Source organism: Pseudoalteromonas sp. 120-MNA-CIBAN-0494 (assembly GCF_040308885.1).
GTDB lineage: Bacteria > Pseudomonadota > Gammaproteobacteria > Enterobacterales > Alteromonadaceae > Pseudoalteromonas > Pseudoalteromonas nigrifaciens.
On sequence record NZ_JBEOOE010000008.1, the window covers coordinates 84448 to 104137 of the forward strand.

Sequence of the window (19690 nt, forward strand, 5' to 3'; positions counted from 1 at the left end):
ATCGTACATTTAAAAAGCATAAGTTACGCTTACCAATTTCAACACGCTTAAAAAACCAGCAAACAGATTGTTATTAAAGTTTTTTTTGAACTTTTTATTTATTTTAATAACGATAACCATTATCATTCACGTAACTTGTTAAATACGAATACTTACCATTATATGCATAACTTTAAATATTCTTTACTTACCCTTGCTTGTTTAAATGCACAATTAGCCTTTGCTAATGATATAAAAGTTGAAGACAACATAGAGCGCATTAGCGTTTACGAAAAACAAAACCGTGTTGTTATGAGCTCTGGCTTAGCTACTAAGTCAAACATGTCGTTAATGGAAACCCCAGCTCCTGTGGTTATTATTGACCGTGAACTTATTGAATCACAAGGGGTTAATAGCCTGCAAGATTTAGTACGCAACGTAAGTGGTTTAACTCAAGCCGGCAATAACTACGGTATTGGCGATAATTTAGTTATTCGCGGCTTAGATGCCAATTACACCTACGACGGTATGTATGGCGGTGCTGGGCTAGGTAATACCTTTAACCCGACTCGTTCACTTACTAATGTTGAATCGGTTGAAGTACTAAAAGGCCCTGCTACTGGTTTATATGGCATAGGTAGCGCTGGTGGCGTAATAAACCTAATTGAAAAAAAGCCTGAGTTTAACGAAAAACATAAAGTGGGCGTAGAGCATGGCCAGTGGGATAGTTATGCACTTTCGATTGATAGCACCAATGCTATAACCGATAATTTAGCCTATAGGGTCATGGCTAAAACAGCTTCAAGTGCCGGCTTTCGTGACTTAAAAGAAGATCGCGACGAAATTTATACCTCGCTTAAATATGTATTCGATAACAAACAAAATATTATGCTCTCCGCGGCCTACATTAAAGATGCCATTGCAGTGGATTCAATTGGTCACCCTATTCGTATTTACGATGCAAATTCGGTAAATGGACTAACGTCAGATCAAGTAACCGGTGCTGATTTAGTAAATGATCCGTCTGGCAATGGCTTGCAATTATCTGAAGCGCAGCGCATTGAGCTTGCAAATTCATTATCGTCTTCAGATGGTTTAACGCCTTACAGCTTTGGTACTAATGGTATTATTTCACCTATGGCTAAAGATAACGAAGGTGAGGAGTTGCGTTTTAAATTAACCCACAACTACTTTATTACCGATGATTTATTTTTGAATCAACAATTGCAGTATCGTAATTACACCTCAAGCTTTGCTCGTCAAACCGGAGCTTATAATTACGTGTATTCAACTCGCAGTGGAGTAATAAACCAAGATCCGCGCGCGCCACTAGTTGAAGACGGGGTACTTTACCCGTTTGCAGCACGCCGCCAAGAGTATCGCCAAGTGGAGGCCGACGAAAAGTCATGGCAGTACTTTGCCGATTTGCGTTACGACTTTTCAGTAGCCGATATAGACAACGAGTTATTAGTAAACGCTAATTATGAAGATAGAGATATTGGCTTTAAACAATACTCTATTTATGATGCCGATAAAGTGATCAACGATAGCGACGGTAACTTACTTTACCAAGGCACACTGCCCTACATTTACGATATACGAGAGCCTAACTGGCCAACCGGTAACTTTGCCGATTACGACCCACTTAAAACCAGCGACTACAATAAAAAAGTACAAGCTTGGGGGTTAGGTATTCAACATGTAAGCTATATAAATGAAGCCCTTACTACACGTATTGGGGTTGCCTATAACCGTATTAAACAAAGTTACGAGCATTTAGGTGTAGATGAGCGCTACAGTTCAAGCCGTGCAAACCCAACACCTGAGGCAAATACATCAGACAGTGGTTTAACCTATAATTTAGGTGCAACTTATCAGCCAACAGAAGATTTCTCGATATTTGTTAATCATTCTAAAGGGCGTACAGCCTACAGTGTTTTAGGCTCTGTAAGTGGTAACGAAGCCGACAGAGAAGATTCTGAATCGTTAAGTAACGATTTAGGATTTCGCTTTAAGGCCTTTGACGATCAGTTATTAGCGTCTATTGTGGTATTTGAAAGCGCACGAACTAATTTAGAGTATGCTAATCCTCTTTATGAAGCGGGTGTATCTGCAGAGGGGGTAGTTGAAAGCTTTTATAATGGTAAAGAAGAAACCAAAGGTGTGGAGCTTGATTTAAACGCTTACTTAAACGATAAATGGAAAATAAACGTCAACGGCGTATACCAAGATGCACGTGATCAAAGTAATCCTAATAGCAGCAGTTTCGATACTCGCCAAAAAGGCGTGCCCTATGTAACTGCCAGCACTTGGGTAACTTACTACGCAAACATGTTTAATTTACCAGAGGCGGTAAATATTAGCGGCGGTATTACTTTTGTAGATAACCGCAGCACTAACTCTAGCTCGTTTTCGATTCCGGATGGTTATGTACCTAGCTATACAATTTATGACACTGCTATTTCGTACACAACTGATAAATGGCATATGCAGCTAAATCTTAATAATTTATTTAATAAGCGTTATTACTCTAAAGCCATGTTTTTAGGCGGTATGCCTGGGCAAGAGCGCAATGCTAAATTGAGCTTTAGCTACACACTTTAACTAGGATTTGTCACTAAAATAATAAAAGGCGTACATACTTAATATGTACGCCTTTTATTGCCTTTTTTAACCGTTAAATAGTAACAACTATACGGCCGTTAATTTCGCCTTTGAGCATATCATCAAAAATTTCGTTAATATCCTCTAAGCGTTTTTCTTCAATAATTGCTTTTACTTTACCTTGTGCTGCAAATTCTAAGCACTCTTGTAAATCTTTTCGAGTACCTACAATAGAGCCCACAACTGACACACCATTTAATACTGTGTCAAAAATAGGTAATGGCATATCCTCTGGCGGTAAACCAACTAACACACACTTACCACCACGACGTACACTTTTATAAGCTTGCTCAAAACCAGGCTTTGAAACTGCAGTACATACAACTGCATGCGCGCCGCCTACTTGTTCAAAAATGGCTTCGCTTGGAACCACTTCTTTAAAGTCGAGGGTAATATCTGCGCCAAGCTCTTTGGCCAGCGCGAGTTTTTCTTTGCCGGTATCAACCGCTATAACATTAAACCCCATTGCTTTAGCATACTGTACAGCTAAGTGCCCAAGACCGCCTACTCCCACAATAGCCACCCATTGCCCGGGTTTAGCTCCCGATACTTTAAGTGCTTTATACGTGGTTACTCCAGCGCAAAATAATGGCGCGGCTTCTGAAAAGCCAAGCCCTTCGGGTATTTTTACCACGTAGTCACCGTGTGCTAAACAATATTCGGCGTAACTACCATCTATAGAGTAGCCGGTATTATGCTGTGACAAACACAGGGTTTCTCTGCCATCTAAGCAAAACTCACAATGCCCACAGGCACTGTAAAGCCAAGGCACACCTACGCGATCGCCTACTTCTAGGTGTTTAATATTGCTACCGACCTTTTCAATTACACCTACGCCTTCGTGACCTGGCACTAAAGGCATTTTAGGCGCAACAGGCCAATCGCCATGACATGCATGTAAATCTGTATGACACACCCCACAGGCCGCTATTTTTACCAATACATCATTTATGCCAACCTCTGGGATAGGCATGTCTATTATTTGTAATTTACCTTTAAATTCATTATTAATTGCAGCTTTCATAATCATTCCATCGTTTAAGTAATACCTATAAAATAAGTATTAATGTGTATTAAAAATAAACTTCATTGCTTTATACCCGTTACAACTTAAACCAATATAGCTGAGTGATTATTAATCTAAATTAAACTTTAGTCTGACAGTAATTACTTAACTCGCTGTAAAATCTTGCCATACTCAATAAGCGTGCTAGCATTAGTTTCTGAAATTACTAAAAATTAAGAAGCTATGAGTTTATCCGACAAAAATTTTTCCTTTGTAATGCACTGTGGTGAAATGGGTAGCCGCTGGGGATTCAATCGTACTATTGGACAAATGTGTGGCTTATTGATTATTACTAAAAATCCGATGACCGCGAACCAAATTGCAGAATCCCTCAGTATTTCACGCGGCAATGTTAGTATGGGCATTAAAGAGCTGCAATCGTGGCAGCTCATTAAAGTACAACATATTCCTGGCGACAGAAAAGAATATTATGCCCCTGCGGGTGATATTTGGGATATGGCTAACCGGGTGTTCGAAGAACGTAAAAAACGCGAAGTAGAGCCTACTCTAAGCTTACTGCGCGATAATCTATTAGATACTGCAAGCAACGAAGATGAACTTTACGCACAAAAACAAATGGGCGAAATTCATAACCTGCTTGAAACAGTGACTAAATGGTCATCTGAATTACAGCGTTTAACCCCTGAGCAGCTTAATAAGCTAATGAAGTTAGGATCTGGCATCGGTAAGGTAATTGATTTAAAAGATAAAATATTTAAAAAAGAGTAAGTAAAACCCAAAATTCAAAAAAGCCGCAATTGCGGCTTTTTTTTAGATACTTATTTAATCTGTATTATCTTTTTGGATAGCCAATTCTGTCTGACAAATAACCTACACTGGTAGCAAAGTAATACGAGCGATTCCAGTGCATAAATACTTTATAGTTATCGTAGGCTAAGTACATACGACCATTTATATCATCTGGCATTACCAACGCTGCTCGTACATCTACATTTGGCAGATCACTACCATCTGCACGGCGTACACCTAGTGCTTGCCATTCAGCTAATGAGCGCTCTGAGTCATTCCAAAATTCTAACCATTGTTTACGCGTTTTAGTACCGCGCACTAGCACGTATTTACTATCAAAGTTTTCTGGTAACTTAACCTGACGACCCCATGTAAGCGAGTCGTTCCAGCCTTCTTGCTTTAAGTAATTAGCAATAGAGGCGAATGCATCTTCTTTGGTAGTCCAAATATCTTTGCGACCATCGTTATTATAGTCAACCGCGTAAGCGTTAAATGAGGTAGGCATAAATTGCGTTTGCCCCATAGCACCTGCCCAAGAGCCTTTAAACTTATCAAGGGTAATGTGCCCTGACTTTAAAATATCAAGCGCAGCCCAAAGCTGTTTTTTATACATGGTTTCGCGACGACCATCGAATGCGAGCGTAACGAGCGATGAAATTACATTATGGCCACCTTGTATAGCACCAAAGTTACTTTCAAGGCCCCAAATTGCCACAATAAAGCGCGCTTGCACGCCAAAGTCTTTAGCTACTTTTTCTAGCACGTCTTGGTTTTCGGCGTATAATTTACGGGCGCGATCAATTTTCCATTGCGGTACGCGTTTAGGTAAATAGGTTTCGAGCGTTTCTTTAACTTCTGGCTGATTTTTATCTGCAGATACTATTTTTTCTTTATAGCTTGCACCAGCAAATGCTTGATCAATAAGCTGGCTGTCGTAACCATTTGCAATTGCTTCTTGCTTTAAAGCGTCTAAATATGTTTGAAATTCAGCTTGGGTTTTTGCCATTACAGATGTGCTTAAACATACTCCACATAAAATTATGGCTAATTTTTTAATCATTCTCGGCTCCGTTTTCTTTTCGCAATTGGCTTAACAGATTCTCTTGCGGAGGCGGTATTTGTAAATAATACCCTTTTTCTGTCAATGCTGCTTTTACGGTTTCTAAATCAGCTGTACCTAACACCTCACGTTTTGCTAGGTTTATCAGCATCACATATTTAGGTTGACCAAACATAGCCATTAAAGGTTCCGGAACTTTAGTAAAATCATCTCTTTTTTCAACAAATAAGAAGCTATCCGCTTTTTTCTTACTTTTATATACCGCAGTGAGCATTATGGCCCTATAAATTCTTGCTTAACAATGATTCACACTATAACATGAGAGCAATAATAAGTTAGAAAAATTAGATTGAAAATTTCAATAAAGGCCTTATTCAGCCTGCGTTTATCTAAATTTAATCTCTGATCAGATAATTCAATTGAGCGTGTATGTCAGAACAAATTTTTGAGCTAAAAGGGAATCTTTTTACGTTATCAGTTTTACATCTTTATAGTACTGATATAAATCTTTTAGCAGAGCAACTGTATATAAAAATAGCCCAAGCACCCAAGTTTTTTAAAGGTGCGCCTATTGTTGTTAACTTAATTGAGATAAAAAATAACTCTCTCGATTTTGTCCATTTAAAGTCATTACTTGAGCGCATGAGCTTTAATGCCGTTGGTGTATGTAATGGCTCAGACGAGCAACATACGCAAGCCAAAGCTGCTGGCCTATCGGTATTAAATTATTCACAAGACGTTAAGAGTGAATCTGTTAAAAAAGAACCCAATACATCTATTGTTGAAAAAACAGTGCACTTGCCTGCACAAATAATTAATGGCACGGTACGCTCTGGTCAGCAAGTTTATGCAAAAGATCGCGATTTAGTGGTACTAGGTGCTGTAAGCCATGGCGCAGAAGTTATTGCTGATGGCAACGTACATATATACGGAACCCTGCGTGGCAGAGCAATCGCTGGCGCAAAAGGGTTTAAAAACGCACATATATTTTGTAATCGCTTAGAAGCAGAACTTGTTTCTATTAATGGCAATTACTGGATCAGTGATTCACTGCAAGGTGAACACTGGGGTAGCGCTGTGCAGATACAACAAAAAAATGAATCATTAGAAATTTCAGCTTTGGTTAAAGGATAAATCTCATGGCAAAAGTTATTGTCGTTACCTCGGGTAAAGGTGGCGTTGGTAAAACAACGTCAAGTGCCGCAATTGGTACAGGCTTAGCATTAAAAGGCTACAAAACAGTTATTATCGATTTCGATATTGGCTTACGTAATTTAGATTTAATTATGGGTTGTGAACGTCGTGTAGTGTACGACTTTGTAAACGTAATTAATGGTGAAGCAAATTTAAATCAAGCACTTATTAAAGATAAGCGCGTTGATAAACTATTTTTACTCCCTGCATCACAAACTCGTGATAAAGACGCCCTAACACGTGAAGGTGTTGAGCGCGTGCTTAACGAATTAAAAGAAGACTTTGATTACATTGTTTGTGATTCACCAGCGGGTATTGAAGCTGGCGCTATGATGGCTATGTACTTTGCCGATGAAGCAATTGTAACAACAAACCCTGAAGTATCGTCAGTGCGAGATTCAGACCGTATTTTAGGTATTTTACACAGTAAGTCTAAGCGCGCTGAAGAAGGCTTAGAAAACATAAAAGAACATCTATTAATTACTCGCTACAATCCAGATCGTGTTTCTAAAGGTGAAATGTTATCGGTTGAAGATATTCAGGATATTTTAGCGATTGATTTATTAGGCGTTATTCCTGAGTCTCAAGCAGTATTAAGCGCATCTAACTCTGGCCAACCTGTTATTTTAGACAGCGAATCTGATGCAGGCCAAGCTTATGCAGATGCGATTAGCCGCTTACTAGGTGAGACTGTCGACTTTCGCTTCTTAGATGTAGAAAAAAAAGGTTTATTCAAACGGATATTTGGAGGTTAACGTGTCTTTACTTGACTACTTCCGCTCAGAAAAGAAAAACAGTGCGTCATTAGCAAAAGAGCGATTGCAGATCATAGTCGCGCACGAACGTTCTCAACGAGGAACGCCGGATTACTTGCCACAATTAAAACAAGATATTTTAGATGTGATCCGTAAATACGTTAACGTGAGCAGTGACGCAGTCCAAGTTCAATTTGATCAGAACGAAGATGACTTAGCCGTGCTTGAGCTAAACGTAACCTTGCCTGACGAAGAGCCAAAAGTATAAGGCAGTAATTAAGCATTAAATTACTGCTCGCAAAAAAGCCGTTCATTAAAGTGAACGGCTTTTTTATGTTTAACAATTTTACTTTTTAGCTTCACCCTAAAATTAAAATAAGAGAGTTATTTAAACTCTTATATTTCAACTTGAAGTTGACTAGTTTAGTTAACACTTAAGGTTATTATATAAGTAGTTAAGCATTGCCGTAATTAGCCGAGCTTATTCTGCATCACCAAAGAACAATTTAGTGATCAATTTATTATCAATAGTCTCACCCTTTAGCGTTCTCACTAACAGCTCACTACCGAGTAGTTGCAATGAAAATACCACGTCAGGTTTTACGCGCTTAATTTGCGGAATATGTTTACTTGAATTAACCAAAGCAATTGTTTTGGTGTCCTCGCCAGCAACTTCTTTAGCCGCTAAAATACTAAACGCATTTTCAGCATCATCATTGCGTAACGCTAAAATATAATTTGCCTTTTTAGCGCCCGCTTCGATTAAGATATCGGCTGAGCTTGAGTCGCCATAAACAATGTCTGCATCTACCGGATATTCGTGTTCAGACCCTGTTGGGCACACTAAAGTAACTGCATCGCCACGCTCTACCAAACCCGCATAAACACTGTGTGCGGTGGGTGAAATACCTAAAATAATAAAATGATTTTTTCTCATTACGTTCGAAATCCTACCTTTAACAATTTTTTTAAGATTACCACCAATCACAGGGCCTATAATAGCACTGATCGAAGTAGCAAAAACGGTAATACCCATAACAATAATTGATGCGGTAAATAGTCGCGCTGTAGACGTTACAGGGTAAAGATCGCCATAGCCTACCGTCGACATGCTCACAATAGAAAAGTAAAATGCAGTGGGTAAATCGGTAATAGGGGTACTAAACTCGCTGCCTAAATACAAAGTGCCAAACACAGCATAAAGCATTAATGCGCCTGTACTCGTTAGAGCAAACAAACTACCTGCGGTAATACTAGAGCCATCAAAGCTTTTCCAGTATACGAGTAATAACATGCTCACAACCATAGTGTAAGACAATAATATTAGCCCAGAGCTTGACGATGAAATACTAATAACCGCGACCACTATTAATAGTATCAGTGAAAAAGCCCACGCTAAACGTGCTTTTAAAGCTAAGCCAACCGACATTATTATTAAGCCTGCACCTAAAATAAAGCGCGGTAGTTCTGTTATTCCTATTTTATCAATTAAATTTAACCAATCGAGCGACCAGTTTAATACACCCGGTAGCATTTCGAGCATACGTGCAACAACAGGTTTAATTAGCCAGTAACCATTAAAAGCAACCAAAATAGCTAATATCCAAGCTGGTTTACATAGTTCTAATAGTTTACGTTTTATTGTTTCAACTTTCATAAAAAGCACTTTAATAACAGTGGTATATAAAAAATACCACTAAATGAATAGCAAATAAATTAATAAAGCTATTATAACTGCCTCCCAATAATAGGTGCACTTATAATAGTTTAGTATTTATACCTGTTAGCTCAATACACTATTAAGTAAGTTATCTATGTAAGCTAACCTTAGATACTTAAATACGATCAAACATCCCATTCTTTTAGCGTATCTTTTACAAAAGAATAGCGCCAAGAACTAAGCAAATCTGGTTTAATATGCTGCTCTTTTTGTGCTGCAGATAATTTCCAATTCCAACTAATTAGTTGATTAACCTGCTTTTTAGAAGCCATTACATCCTCTGGAATATTATGTTCTTTGGCAACTTTATTAATTTTTTGTTTTATCTCTTTCGCTACTTTTTTGTAACTAGGAAAGTCTATTAAACGCTTTAAAATTGCTGGGTGTTGCTCCTCAGGCAATGCTTTTGCTTGCTCAATACACTTTAGTATTTCGACTCCCGAGCGGTTCACTTCTATCGCCTCAACGCCCGGAATTTGCCTTAATGCATTTAAACTTGCTGGCCCTCGTTTAGCAATTTCTGTCATATTATGTTCTTTTAATACAAAGTTAAGTGCTAAATTTTTACGAATTGCTTTATTTCGACGCCAAACAGCCAGCTCTCTTAATATTGCAAGTTCATGTGGCCTTAGTTGCCACGCATTTTTAATGTCTTTATAGAGCAGTTCATCTGGGGTTTGAAATTCACGCTTATTAGCCACTAACTCACTTTCGCTAATAACAATATTAAATAAATCGGCGGCTTTTACACTGTCAATAATAAGATTAAAACAGGGTAATAAATGATAGGCATCGGCAGCAGCGTACTCTAATTGTTTATTTGTTAATGGCCGTTGCAACCAATTTGTACGTGATTCACTTTTATCTATTTCAATATCCAGTAAGGTTTTTACCATAAGGGCAAAGCCCATGCAGTTTCCTTCGCCTAAAATTTGCAGTGCAAATTGAGTATCGAATAACGGCGTAGGAACAAACCCAGCGTACTTTTGAAAAACTTCGATGTCTTCTGAAGGAGAGTGAAATACTTTTAAAACAGCAGGATCTTTTAAGATTTGCCAAAAATCGAATAATGACAGTTCTGCCAGTGGATCTATAAGTGCTAAATGCTCGCCATCATAAACTTGAATAAGTGCAACTTCTGGGTACAAAGTACGACGACGCATAAACTCTGTGTCTATGGCTAAAACGGGCTTGTTTTTAATTTGCTCAACAAAAGTATTAAGCTGATTTTGGGTTTCAATTAATTGGTAGTGCACTTAGTCTCCTACAATAAAAAAGCCGACATATGTCGGCTTTTTTAATGGTTGCTAATCTTTCAAGGCTCTTCTGAGTATTTTACCTACGTTAGTTTTAGGTAACTCATCCCTAAACTCAACAAGCTTAGGCACCTTATAATTAGTTAAATTATCACGACAGTGTTTTATTATATCTTTTTCAGTTAAAGAAGGGTCTTTTTTTACAACAAAAACTTTAACTTGTTCACCACTCGTATCGTGAGGGATACCAATAGCTGCTACTTCAAGCACTCCGTCGTGCATGGCAACAACTTCTTCAATTTCGTTAGGGAATACATTAAAGCCCGAGACAATAATCATATCTTTTTTACGATCGACTATATAAAAGAAACCTTCGTCGTCATAAGTTGCTATGTCACCGGTAGCAAACCAGCCATCTTGTAAGCTCTCAGCGGTTGCATCTGGGCGTTTGTAGTAACCAAGCATAACTTGCGGGCCTTTAACCCAAAGCTCTCCTGGTTCACCTTTTGCTGCTTCTTGGCCATTATCAAGAATTAATTTGATTTCAGTACTTGGAGCCGGTAAACCAATTGAGCCATTATATGCCGTTAAGTCATAAGGACTAACGGTAACTAAAGGAGAACACTCGGTTAAACCATACCCTTCCATTAATTTAGATTTTGTAACTGTTTGCCATTTTTCAGCAACTGGGCGTTGTACAGCCATACCGCCGCCTAATGACATTTTTAAGTGACTAAAATCAAGTTCGGCAAATCCTGGCGTGTTTAACAAACCATTAAATAAAGTATTTACACCCGTAATAGCAGTAAATTTAGCTTTACTTAATTCTTTAATAAAACCAGGCATGTCGCGTGGGTTAGTTATAAGTACATTTAGGCCACCGTACTTCATAAATGTTAAGCAGTTAGCCGTTAATGCAAAAATATGGTAAAGCGGTAACGCAGTTATTACCACTTCTTTACCGCGCTCAAGCACTGGGTCTAAACATCCTGAAACTTGCTCAAGATTACCTACCATATTACCGTGGCTTAACATTGCGCCTTTAGATACACCCGTTGTTCCACCGGTATATTGTAAAAAAGCTAAATCACTTAAGTTAACCTCTGGACGTACATAGGCATTTTCGTCGGCTTTAAGTAAGTCGCAAAAATCAATGGTATTTGGCAAAGTATAGCTTGGCACCATTTTTTTAATGTACTTAACAACAAAGTTTACAACATGCTTTTTAATCCCACCCATCATGTCGCCCACTTGGGTAACAACAATATGTTTAACATCGGTATGCGGTAGCGCTTTTTCGAGTGTATCGGCAAAGTTAGCCAATATAAAAATTGCTGAAGTATCAGAATCTTTTAGTTGGTGCTCAAGTTCACGCACTGTGTAGAGTGGATTTACATTAACAACAACACAGCCGGCACGTAAAATACCTAAAATAGCAATGGGCGTTTGTAACAAGTTAGGCATCATAACTGCCACTTTGTCACATTTTTTAAGGCCTAAATCATTTTGAATATAAGACGCAACTTTTTTAGTTGCAGTATCAATTTCATCATAAGACAAGGTTTTACCCATATTTGTAAATGCGGGTAAATCTTTGTAGTCGGTAAAACTTTTTTCAAACACTTCGAGTAATGAGGCGTAGTGCTCAGGATCGATAGTTTCAGGCATACCTTCTGGGTAGCGCTTAAGCCAAATTTTTTCCACTCTTAGCCCCTGTTTATAGTTATATTTTTATTAACCTTAATCTAAGTAAGGCACTTTGACAATTGAGCAAATACTCTAATGAAGAATAATCCCACATTTAACGCTAATATACAATTAACACACGCTACTTTGCACCATAAATGCTTGAATCTGTTCAAAACAGTGCGCACTACTTTGCATATGACAGTGATGCCCGCCCTCTACAGTTATTACGTTTAAGCTATTGTAATATTTAGCATAGTTTTCTAAATTTTGTTTTACAAAAGTGTAGCCTGTATCCCCTAGTATTAACTGACATGGCGCAATTAAATTTTTTATTGCACCAATACATTGCGCCTCATCAAACCTAAAACCTGAATGATTTTTAAGCTTTGGGTCGGTTGTTAATGCAAATCCATTTTTAATTGTTTTAATATTGCGCGCCATTAACACCTCAACAAGCTGGCTACTTAAATCTGTTGTTTGCGCACGTGCTTGGTGTATTTGCTCTTTAGATTGATACACTCTTGGCTTTTTATTTTTTAGCCTGCCTCGGTTTAAAATAGCACTTTTAAGTTTTTGCGTTACTTCTTCACTTGGGGTTGTTACGTACCCAATCCCTTCTATAAATGTTACAGACGTTACATAATCACTAAAACAGCTTGCAAACAACCCCGCCACCATAGCGCCCATAGAGTGCCCTACTAGGTGTACTTTTTTTACCCCTAAAGCATTTATAAACTGATATATATCATCAATATAATCTACAAAATAATAGTGTGCGTCGTCGCTACGCCACGACGACAAACCGTGTCCGGCAAAATCAAGGCAATACCACGTTTGCTGTACTTTGGCATTTGCTAACATAGGGATATAACTTGCACTATTATCAAGCCAACCATGCAGCGCAATTACAACTTCATCTCCACTTCCCGCTTTTAAACCATGAATATTTAAATTATTGATTTGAATATTAAATGGTTCCACAGCATACCCCTATTAATTTTATTAATGATTATTTATAACTGTTAGCTCTAACGTGTTTTAAAAGGTGTTTTTAAATCTATCTTTCAGTAGTTATAGACAATGTAACCTTTAATGATAGGTATTTGCTACCAGCTAATTTAAAACAAAGGAGTAATTATAACTAACTAAGCAAGTAAATTAGTTTATATAATCCTGATTTAATAAAGCTTAAGCGCAATATAACTTTAACACTTTGCTTTAGTCGTTCATCGATATTAATTTATTTATCATATTAATTGTATACAATAACTCCAAGCTATTAAATTAAGTACATTTAAAAGGTACAAACATGAAAAAACAGCTCAGTTTATTGGCGCTTTTATGCAGCGCAACAGGTGCTTATGCAGATTCGGCACCAAAAAACATTATTTATATGATTGGTGATGGTATGGGCCCAGCTTATACAACTGCTTATCGTTACTTTAAAGACGATCCAAACACAAAGGCAATTGAAAGCACTGTATTCGATACTATGTTAACCGGTATGGCACACACCTACCCAGACGATCATACTTATGTTACCGACAGCGCAGCAAGCGCTACAGCTTTAAGTAGTGGTCATAAAAGCTATAACGGTGCTATTGGCGTAGATACCAATAAAAAGCCCGTTAAAACGATGTTAGAAATTGCAAAAGAGCGCGGTATGACCACTGCACTTGTCGCTACTTTACAAATTAACCACGCCACACCGGCAAGCTTTGCGGCTCATAATGAATCTCGCGGTAACTACGATGAAATTGCTAACGATTACATTGATAATAAAATTGCCGGCAAGCTACCCGTTGATTTAATGCTAGGTGGAGGGACTAAATATTTTATTCGTGAAGACCGTAACTTAATTGAAGAATTTAAAGCCGCTGGTTATCAATACTCCGACGACATTAATAACCTAGGCCAAATTACGCAGCTCCCTGCCATTGGTTTATACGCCGAAAAAGGCCTTCCATACGCAATTGATGAACACCCTACTCGCCTTGCAAGATTAACCACTAAAACACTTGATTTGTTAGATGGCCAAAACAAAAAAGGCTTTTTTGTGATGATTGAAGGCAGCCAAATTGATTGGTGTGGCCATGCTAACGATATAGCCTGTGCTATGGCAGAAATGGACGACTTTGCTAAATCGGTCGAAAAAGCAAAAGCATACGTTGATAAAAACCAAGACACGATTTTAATTGTTACCGCAGATCACTCAACAGGTGGTTTAACACTTGGTGCCCACGGACAATACAAGTGGGATACCGAAATAGTTAAAGGCGTTAAAGCCTCGGCTGGTAAATTAACCTCGCTATTAATGGATGCCAGTGATTTAAAAACAGTTTGGTCGGCTAATACTAATATTGAGTTTAGTGCTGAGCACCAAATTAAACTTGAGCAAGCTAAAAAAATGGGTAAAAAGCCTTTAAATTTAGCCATTAAAAGTATTATTAACGATGCCAGTTTTACTGGCTGGACAACTGGTGGCCACACAGCAGTTGATGTACAAGTATTTGCCTATGGTAAAGGTAGCGAGCAATTTACGGGCTCACAAAACAATACTGACATTGCCGATAAGCTAATTGCATTTATAGAAAAATAACGTTATTAAATACAATAAATATGTAACAAACAAAAAGCCCGAGCATCTAATATGTTCGGGCTTTTTATTTTTAAATTTTATGCTTGAGTAATTTAAGCGTAAATGTCTACACCAATTAAATCTTGCACTTCAGCACGTCGTTCTAAATTTGCAAATTCGGTATAAGTGGAAATAGCCTTGCTTACTTGTGCTGAGGGTTGGTCGTAAATAGTTTGATTATATTGTGTATTTGCTGCGCTCGCTTTAAAAAATTGATTGGCTAACTCTACGCCTTCACGACTGTTTTTAACATAATCGGTATTCGTTTTTGGCGCAGCAGTGTGCTCTAACAAACCTTGTGGTTTATTAGTAACTACTTTAGCAGAGCTAACTCTACCCGGAATATCTCCGGTAAAAAAACCTGAACCAATAGGCAGCGTCATTACGCGTCTCCAATCTTAATCTATTTAAAATTATGATTTAAAAACAACCAATTTGCAAATACTCGTTATTTAATTTTCACTCTCGACCTGGAAGCTTTTTCCAAGTAACAGTATCACGTACATATTTAGGCTGTGCATCGCTTGCTTTTACAACGTTACCTGCTAAAAAGCCTGCTTCTACAAATGCTAGCATGTAGCGTGCATCAGGCAGTGTGATCTCGCTATTTATAGCTACGTTATTAAAATCATTCAACGCATCAGGGTATGTTTTAAACCCTGTACCTACAGCAACCGATTGTGGTGCACTATTGGCTATATAATCTTGATTTAACAACTCAGGTTTAATTACGCATTCTTGATTAACTAATTGCATTAAGCCGTTTTGTGCTTGGTAATGTGCAAAGTAAATCTCTCCCATGCGGGCGTCAATACTGGGATAAACACTTTCATGGCCGTGTTGCTCAAACGCTTGTTGCGCCATAATAGCTAACGTAGATACCCCTACAAGTGGTAATTTAGTTGAATATGCAAGGCCTTGTGCAATAGCTACACTAATACGTACTCCCGTAAAACTACCTGGACCTTGACCAAAGCCAATTACGTCTAAGTCTTTTAATTTACAGTTTGCGCTGGTTAATAGCTGATCTATTAATGGCAGTATTTTTTGACTATGCTGCTGTGGGCATTCTTCAAAATGATGAAATGTTTGCCCCTTAAAATGTAAAACAATTGATAGCGCTTCGGTAGACGCATCAAGGGCAAGAATATTACTTTTGATCATTTTATTACTCTAATTAATTTGTTGTAAAAATTTATTGGCATCTTCTAAGCTTCGCGTGCGGCGCATTGGCGGTAAGCTCTTTAAAAATACTTGCCCGTACTGGCGTGTAACTAAGCGATTATCGCATATTACAAGTACGCCTTTGTCTTTACTGTCGCGTATTAACCGCCCTACTCCTTGCTTAAGCGCAATAACTGCTTGTGGTAATTGTATATGTGCAAAGGGGTCTTTTCCTTGCATTTGACAGTCTTGCATTTTAGCTTGTAGTAAAGGGTCATCTGGTGCGGCAAATGGAAGCTTATCAATAATAACACAGCTTAGTGTACTGCCGCGTACATCAACTCCTTCCCAAAATGAAGCAGTCCCTAATAGCACTGCGTTACCATGACGGGTAAACTTTTCTAAAATAATACGTTTCGACATTTGTCCTTGCATATAAACTGGGTAGTCTATTTGCGTAGTAAGCCCTTCGGCTACTAAATGCATCATACGGTAACTTGTAAAAAGCACAAAACAGCGTCCTTTAGCCGACTTAATCAGTTCCAGCGTTAATTTTACAATTGCGTGGGGCATATTGTCTGCGTGCGAGTCAGGTAAGTAACGCGGCAAACACAGCAGTGCTTGGTTTGGATAATCAAACGGGCTATCTACCATCATGCTTTGTTTGGGTGTTAGTCCAAGGCTGGCGTTAAAGTGGCTAAGCTGATTATCGACGGACAATGTAGCCGAGGTAAATACAAACCCTGCGCCTGTATCGGCCATCATTTTAGCAAATTTAACTGATACATTTAATGGCGTTATATTAATAGTTAAATAACGGCGGGTGGTTTCATACCAATAACTAAAACCTGTTTGTGTGGTATCGAATACCCGCTCCAACTGGCCTTTAAATGCCAGTGCACGTTCAAACGGGTGCTCTATTTTATCGCTTCTGTCTAAGCAAAGTTTTAATACCTGATAAACAAAGTCTAGGTCGCTAATAACCCGATGCAACGCGGCGCAAATTTGCTTATCACTGAGCTTGGCGCGCCAATCACCACGGCTGCCATCAACGCCAAACTGCAGGCGTAAATCGGCAACACTGGTTTCGAGTTTATTTAAGCTTTTACCTAGCTGCAGCATGTCAGGGATTTCGGCTCGATAAATGGCGCGTAAATCGTTTATTAAATCCACCAGCTTTTTAGTGCTAACGCTTTCGCCAAAGTAATCACTAGCAATTTCGCTTAATTGGTGTGCTTCATCAAATATATAAGCATCTGCTGTGGGCATCAGCTCTGCAAAACCACTGTCTTTTACCGCCATATCAGCAAAAAATAAATGATGGTTAATTACCACTATATCGGCATCAGCCGCATTTAAGCGTGCTTTTCTTATATAACAAGCCTGAAAGTCGGGGCATTCTTTGCCTAAACAGTTGTCTGCGGTGGAGTTTACATAAGGTAATACTTTTGCATCGTCTTCTATACCAATACAGTCGGCTAAGTCGCCTGACTGTGTTTCGCTGGCAAACTTAGCCACCATAGCTAATTGGTGCATTACATCAGAATCGTCGGTAGGTACATGAGCCACATGCTGATTAAGTCGATAAGTACATAAGTAGTTTGCTCGGCCTTTTAATAATGCCGTTTTTTTAGAAGCACTTAACGCTTTTACGAGTTGAGGTAAGTCGCGATGATATAACTGCTCTTGCAGGGCTTTAGAGCCCGTAGATATGATGGTTTTACCTTTTGATTTAAGCGCGGGGGCTAAATAGGCAAAGGTTTTTCCTGTGCCCGTACCGGCTTCAACTACTAGTTGTGAGCTGTTTTTTAACGCATCAGCAACGGCAACGGCCATATCTATTTGTGGCTGTCGTGGTGTATACCCATCTAAAGATAACGCCAAAGGCCCGGTTGCACTAAACAGCTGTTTGATAATACCAATCACTTTACAATAAATAATAGCGCGATTTTACGTAAGCTAACCACCAAGGGCAAGTAATTACAAAGTAGTTTTACTTTTATGACGCTATTTATAAAATAAAATCTTCATTTTAATTATTCATCCTAAATTACCAAGACACGTTATTACTAACTTAGCTTTAAAGTTATGACAACACTATTAACAATGGCTCACTTACTATTAACCAGTTGCGATAGTAAAGTTAAATTAAACGCCTAATTCGCCTATAAATATTGTGACACTATAATATGACAGGAGTACCATAGCAGCCTTGAAACTTGCTTTTTGTGTGTCGCTTATAATTAATTAAGGTTAATCGATGAATGCTTGGTACCTCATTTGCTTTCTTTCTGCACTTGCTATTTTTATTGCATTTGCAAATCAATATATTCTTAAAATGCAAACCACTATTGCCATTACCACAGGCTCGGTTGTCATTTCATTATTGTTGATCATTGCCGTTAAATTATTAGGCGATCAAAATGCGTTAGCCATGACCCAAATTGTTTCCAGTATTAACTTTAACGAGTTATTACTCAAAGGTATGCTCGGATTTTTACTTTATGCTGGCGCATTGGAAATTAACCTTATGGCGCTTCGTAAACAGCGCTGGGAAATAACCGCACTAGTGCTATTTTCTACTATTGCTTCCACTTTTATAGTCGGTTATTTAAGTTTTTATCTATTTGCCTTATTTGGCTTTGATGTACCGTTTATTTACTGTTTATTATTTGGCGCGCTTATTAGCCCAACCGACCCTATTGCTGTACTTGCTATTATTAAACAAATGCGAGCGCCAGAAGGAATCTCAGTTCAAGTAGAAGGTGAGTCACTATTTAACGACGGTATTGGTTTAGTAATATTTACGACCATTTTTTCAGTTGCTTTTTATGGCACCGATGCACAATTTGGCGATATAGCAGAACTCTTTTTTGTAGACGCCCTAGGCGGCATTGCGTTTGGTTTGGTTATTGCTTTGGTTGGCCACTTTTTAATTATTAACAGCCGCGATGTAAACATTCGCTTATTGATAACCTTAACTATTCCTACCGCAGGTTTTGCTGCTGCAAATATTTGGGAAATATCAGGCGCACTTGCCATGGTAACGAGCGGCATATTAATGGGTAACATTACTCGTACTAAAGCAACTGAGCGCACGGGGCCTGAAGACACTCGTTACGTAAAAGATTTTTGGCATGCAACCGATAGCTTTTTAAATGCCCTACTGTTTTTAATAATAGGTATGCTAATAGTGACGATGCCAATCACGCTTGGTGAAATTGGCTTAGGCTTACTAATGGTACCTGCAGTATTACTAGCACGCTTTATTAGCGTAGGCGCACCCTTTGTTATCTTTAAACGCTTTAGAAGTTACGATAAACACAGTGTTAAAATTTTAACCTGGGGTGGGCTACGCGGTGGTCTTGCACTGGCAATGGCGGCAGCAATCCCGCGCGAGCAAGTTTTTGTAGGCGGCTCTGACCTACATAACCTAATCGTTATTGTTACTTACGTTGTGGTTATATTTTCTATTATTGTACAAGGCTTAACTATTTCGCCGCTTATTCAAAGCAGCATTAAGTCAGCTGAGCAATCAAAGTAATAAATGCTTTGTGAGCAATCAACTCAGTAACCAAGTTATTACATAAATCACTTGGTTACTGTTACTCACGTGTTACAAAAACACTTTAAAGTTCTATAAATTGTTATCCTTTTTATTTATCTTCTTTGTTTAAATTAATCCGCTTGAAATGCAAATGAAAACAATTATAATTTTGGCTTTTCCTCTGTAGGGCTTTTCAATGTCCAAAAAT

At 38.4% G+C, this 19690-nt stretch carries 17 protein-coding genes; 7 read left to right on the forward strand and 10 right to left on the reverse strand.

All coding sequences use genetic code 11. The features are described 5' to 3' along the window. Positions 1–162 precede the first annotated feature (162 nt). Positions 163–2583 (forward strand): TonB-dependent receptor domain-containing protein, encoded by a 2421-nt coding sequence (locus AAEY55_RS07670; RefSeq protein ID WP_339683753.1) that lies wholly within the window; start codon positions 163–165, stop codon positions 2581–2583. A 73-nt stretch (positions 2584–2656) separates the two neighbouring features. Here AAEY55_RS07670 and adhP read toward each other — a convergent pair whose 3' ends face one another. Next, positions 2657–3667, reverse strand: a complete 1011-nt coding sequence (gene adhP / locus AAEY55_RS07675) for an alcohol dehydrogenase AdhP (protein ID WP_011330135.1) — start codon at positions 3665–3667, stop codon at positions 2657–2659. Between the two features lie 225 nt (positions 3668–3892). Here adhP and AAEY55_RS07680 point away from each other — a divergent pair, with 225 nt between their 5' ends. Then, positions 3893–4438 carry a GbsR/MarR family transcriptional regulator gene (locus tag AAEY55_RS07680; RefSeq protein WP_011330134.1) on the forward strand — a complete coding sequence of 182 codons (546 nt, stop codon included), beginning with the start codon at positions 3893–3895 and terminating at the stop codon, positions 4436–4438. A gap of 64 nt (positions 4439–4502) precedes the next feature. Here the strand turns inward: AAEY55_RS07680 and AAEY55_RS07685 are convergent, their stop codons facing one another. Together AAEY55_RS07685 and AAEY55_RS07690 are read right to left on the reverse strand one after the other, a co-directional pair. Next, complete coding sequence (locus AAEY55_RS07685) at positions 4503–5519, reverse strand: lytic murein transglycosylase (RefSeq protein WP_350550688.1); 1017 nt, start codon at positions 5517–5519, stop codon at positions 4503–4505. Further along, entirely contained in the window at positions 5512–5793 is a 282-nt protein-coding gene (locus AAEY55_RS07690) for a YcgL domain-containing protein (protein WP_179806791.1), read from the reverse strand. Before AAEY55_RS07690 ends, AAEY55_RS07685 begins: the two co-directional genes overlap by 8 nt. Positions 5794–5948: 155 nt before the next feature. On the opposite strand from AAEY55_RS07690, the gene minC reads away from it, so the two are divergent. From minC to minE, 3 genes are read left to right on the forward strand one after another with little or no spacing between them, the layout of a single operon-like run. Continuing rightward, positions 5949–6653: a septum site-determining protein MinC gene (gene minC, locus AAEY55_RS07695; RefSeq protein WP_309217400.1), complete on the forward strand. Its 705-nt coding sequence runs from the start codon at positions 5949–5951 to the stop codon at positions 6651–6653. A 5-nt stretch (positions 6654–6658) separates the two neighbouring features. Further along, positions 6659–7468 (forward strand): septum site-determining protein MinD, encoded by an 810-nt coding sequence (gene minD, locus AAEY55_RS07700; protein WP_011330130.1) that lies wholly within the window; start codon positions 6659–6661, stop codon positions 7466–7468. A 1-nt stretch (position 7469) separates the two neighbouring features. Next, a complete protein-coding gene (gene minE / locus AAEY55_RS07705) occupies positions 7470–7736 on the forward strand; it encodes a cell division topological specificity factor MinE (protein ID WP_024604840.1) in 267 nt (88 codons plus the stop codon). Between the two features lie 213 nt (positions 7737–7949). Here minE and kch read toward each other — a convergent pair whose 3' ends face one another. The 4 genes from kch to AAEY55_RS07725 all read right to left on the reverse strand — a co-directional run bounded on the left by kch (position 7950) and on the right by AAEY55_RS07725 (position 13114). Further along, on the reverse strand, positions 7950–9125 hold the full coding sequence (kch, locus tag AAEY55_RS07710) for a voltage-gated potassium channel protein (RefSeq protein WP_011330128.1): 1176 nt from the start codon (positions 9123–9125) through the stop codon (positions 7950–7952). A 188-nt stretch (positions 9126–9313) separates the two neighbouring features. Further along, positions 9314–10444, reverse strand: coding sequence for a ribonuclease D (gene rnd, locus AAEY55_RS07715; RefSeq protein ID WP_011330127.1), 1131 nt, complete (start codon positions 10442–10444; stop codon positions 9314–9316). Positions 10445–10495: 51 nt separating this feature from the next. Then, positions 10496–12148, reverse strand: coding sequence for a long-chain-fatty-acid--CoA ligase FadD (fadD, locus tag AAEY55_RS07720; RefSeq protein WP_089369289.1), 1653 nt, complete (start codon positions 12146–12148; stop codon positions 10496–10498). A 114-nt stretch (positions 12149–12262) separates the two neighbouring features. After that, on the reverse strand, positions 12263–13114 hold the full coding sequence (locus tag AAEY55_RS07725; RefSeq protein ID WP_309217405.1) for an alpha/beta hydrolase: 852 nt from the start codon (positions 13112–13114) through the stop codon (positions 12263–12265). A 328-nt stretch (positions 13115–13442) separates the two neighbouring features. Here AAEY55_RS07725 and AAEY55_RS07730 point away from each other — a divergent pair, with 328 nt between their 5' ends. Further along, positions 13443–14732 (forward strand): alkaline phosphatase, encoded by a 1290-nt coding sequence (locus tag AAEY55_RS07730; protein ID WP_179806857.1) that lies wholly within the window; start codon positions 13443–13445, stop codon positions 14730–14732. Positions 14733–14824: 92 nt separating this feature from the next. Here AAEY55_RS07730 and AAEY55_RS07735 read toward each other — a convergent pair whose 3' ends face one another. From AAEY55_RS07735 to AAEY55_RS07745, 3 genes are all read right to left on the reverse strand, one after another. After that, the gene (locus AAEY55_RS07735) at positions 14825–15154 is read right to left on the reverse strand and encodes a hypothetical protein (RefSeq protein WP_086993466.1); all 330 of its coding nucleotides are present in this window, start codon (positions 15152–15154) and stop codon (positions 14825–14827) included. Between the two features lie 76 nt (positions 15155–15230). Beyond that, positions 15231–15935, reverse strand: coding sequence for a tRNA (adenosine(37)-N6)-threonylcarbamoyltransferase complex dimerization subunit type 1 TsaB (gene tsaB, locus AAEY55_RS07740; protein WP_197183009.1), 705 nt, complete (start codon positions 15933–15935; stop codon positions 15231–15233). A 9-nt stretch (positions 15936–15944) separates the two neighbouring features. After that, on the reverse strand, positions 15945–17861 hold the full coding sequence (locus AAEY55_RS07745) for an ATP-dependent DNA helicase (RefSeq protein WP_350550695.1): 1917 nt from the start codon (positions 17859–17861) through the stop codon (positions 15945–15947). A 334-nt stretch (positions 17862–18195) separates the two neighbouring features. Here AAEY55_RS07745 and AAEY55_RS07750 point away from each other — a divergent pair, with 334 nt between their 5' ends. After that, positions 18196–19479 carry a sodium:proton antiporter gene (locus AAEY55_RS07750; RefSeq protein WP_350550698.1) on the forward strand — a complete coding sequence of 428 codons (1284 nt, stop codon included), beginning with the start codon at positions 18196–18198 and terminating at the stop codon, positions 19477–19479. Positions 19480–19690 lie beyond the last annotated feature (211 nt).

Excerpts from the sequence above, each read along its gene's own strand:
- AAEY55_RS07690 (WP_179806791.1), bottom strand. The coding sequence starts at position 5,793 with ATGCTCACTGCGGTATATAAAAGTAAGAAAAAAGCGGATAGCTTCTTA.
- AAEY55_RS07735 (WP_086993466.1), bottom strand. The coding sequence starts at position 15,154 with ATGACGCTGCCTATTGGTTCAGGTTTTTTTACCGGAGATATTCCGGGT.
- tsaB (WP_197183009.1), bottom strand. The coding sequence starts at position 15,935 with ATGATCAAAAGTAATATTCTTGCCCTTGATGCGTCTACCGAAGCGCTA.
- AAEY55_RS07730 (WP_179806857.1), top strand. The coding sequence starts at position 13,443 with ATGAAAAAACAGCTCAGTTTATTGGCGCTTTTATGCAGCGCAACAGGT.
- AAEY55_RS07670 (WP_339683753.1), top strand. The coding sequence starts at position 163 with ATGCATAACTTTAAATATTCTTTACTTACCCTTGCTTGTTTAAATGCA.
- adhP (WP_011330135.1), bottom strand. The coding sequence starts at position 3,667 with ATGAAAGCTGCAATTAATAATGAATTTAAAGGTAAATTACAAATAATA.
- AAEY55_RS07750 (WP_350550698.1), top strand. The coding sequence starts at position 18,196 with ATGAATGCTTGGTACCTCATTTGCTTTCTTTCTGCACTTGCTATTTTT.
- AAEY55_RS07685 (WP_350550688.1), bottom strand. The coding sequence starts at position 5,519 with ATGATTAAAAAATTAGCCATAATTTTATGTGGAGTATGTTTAAGCACA.
- kch (WP_011330128.1), bottom strand. The coding sequence starts at position 9,125 with ATGAAAGTTGAAACAATAAAACGTAAACTATTAGAACTATGTAAACCA.
- AAEY55_RS07680 (WP_011330134.1), top strand. The coding sequence starts at position 3,893 with ATGAGTTTATCCGACAAAAATTTTTCCTTTGTAATGCACTGTGGTGAA.
- minD (WP_011330130.1), top strand. The coding sequence starts at position 6,659 with ATGGCAAAAGTTATTGTCGTTACCTCGGGTAAAGGTGGCGTTGGTAAA.
- minC (WP_309217400.1), top strand. The coding sequence starts at position 5,949 with ATGTCAGAACAAATTTTTGAGCTAAAAGGGAATCTTTTTACGTTATCA.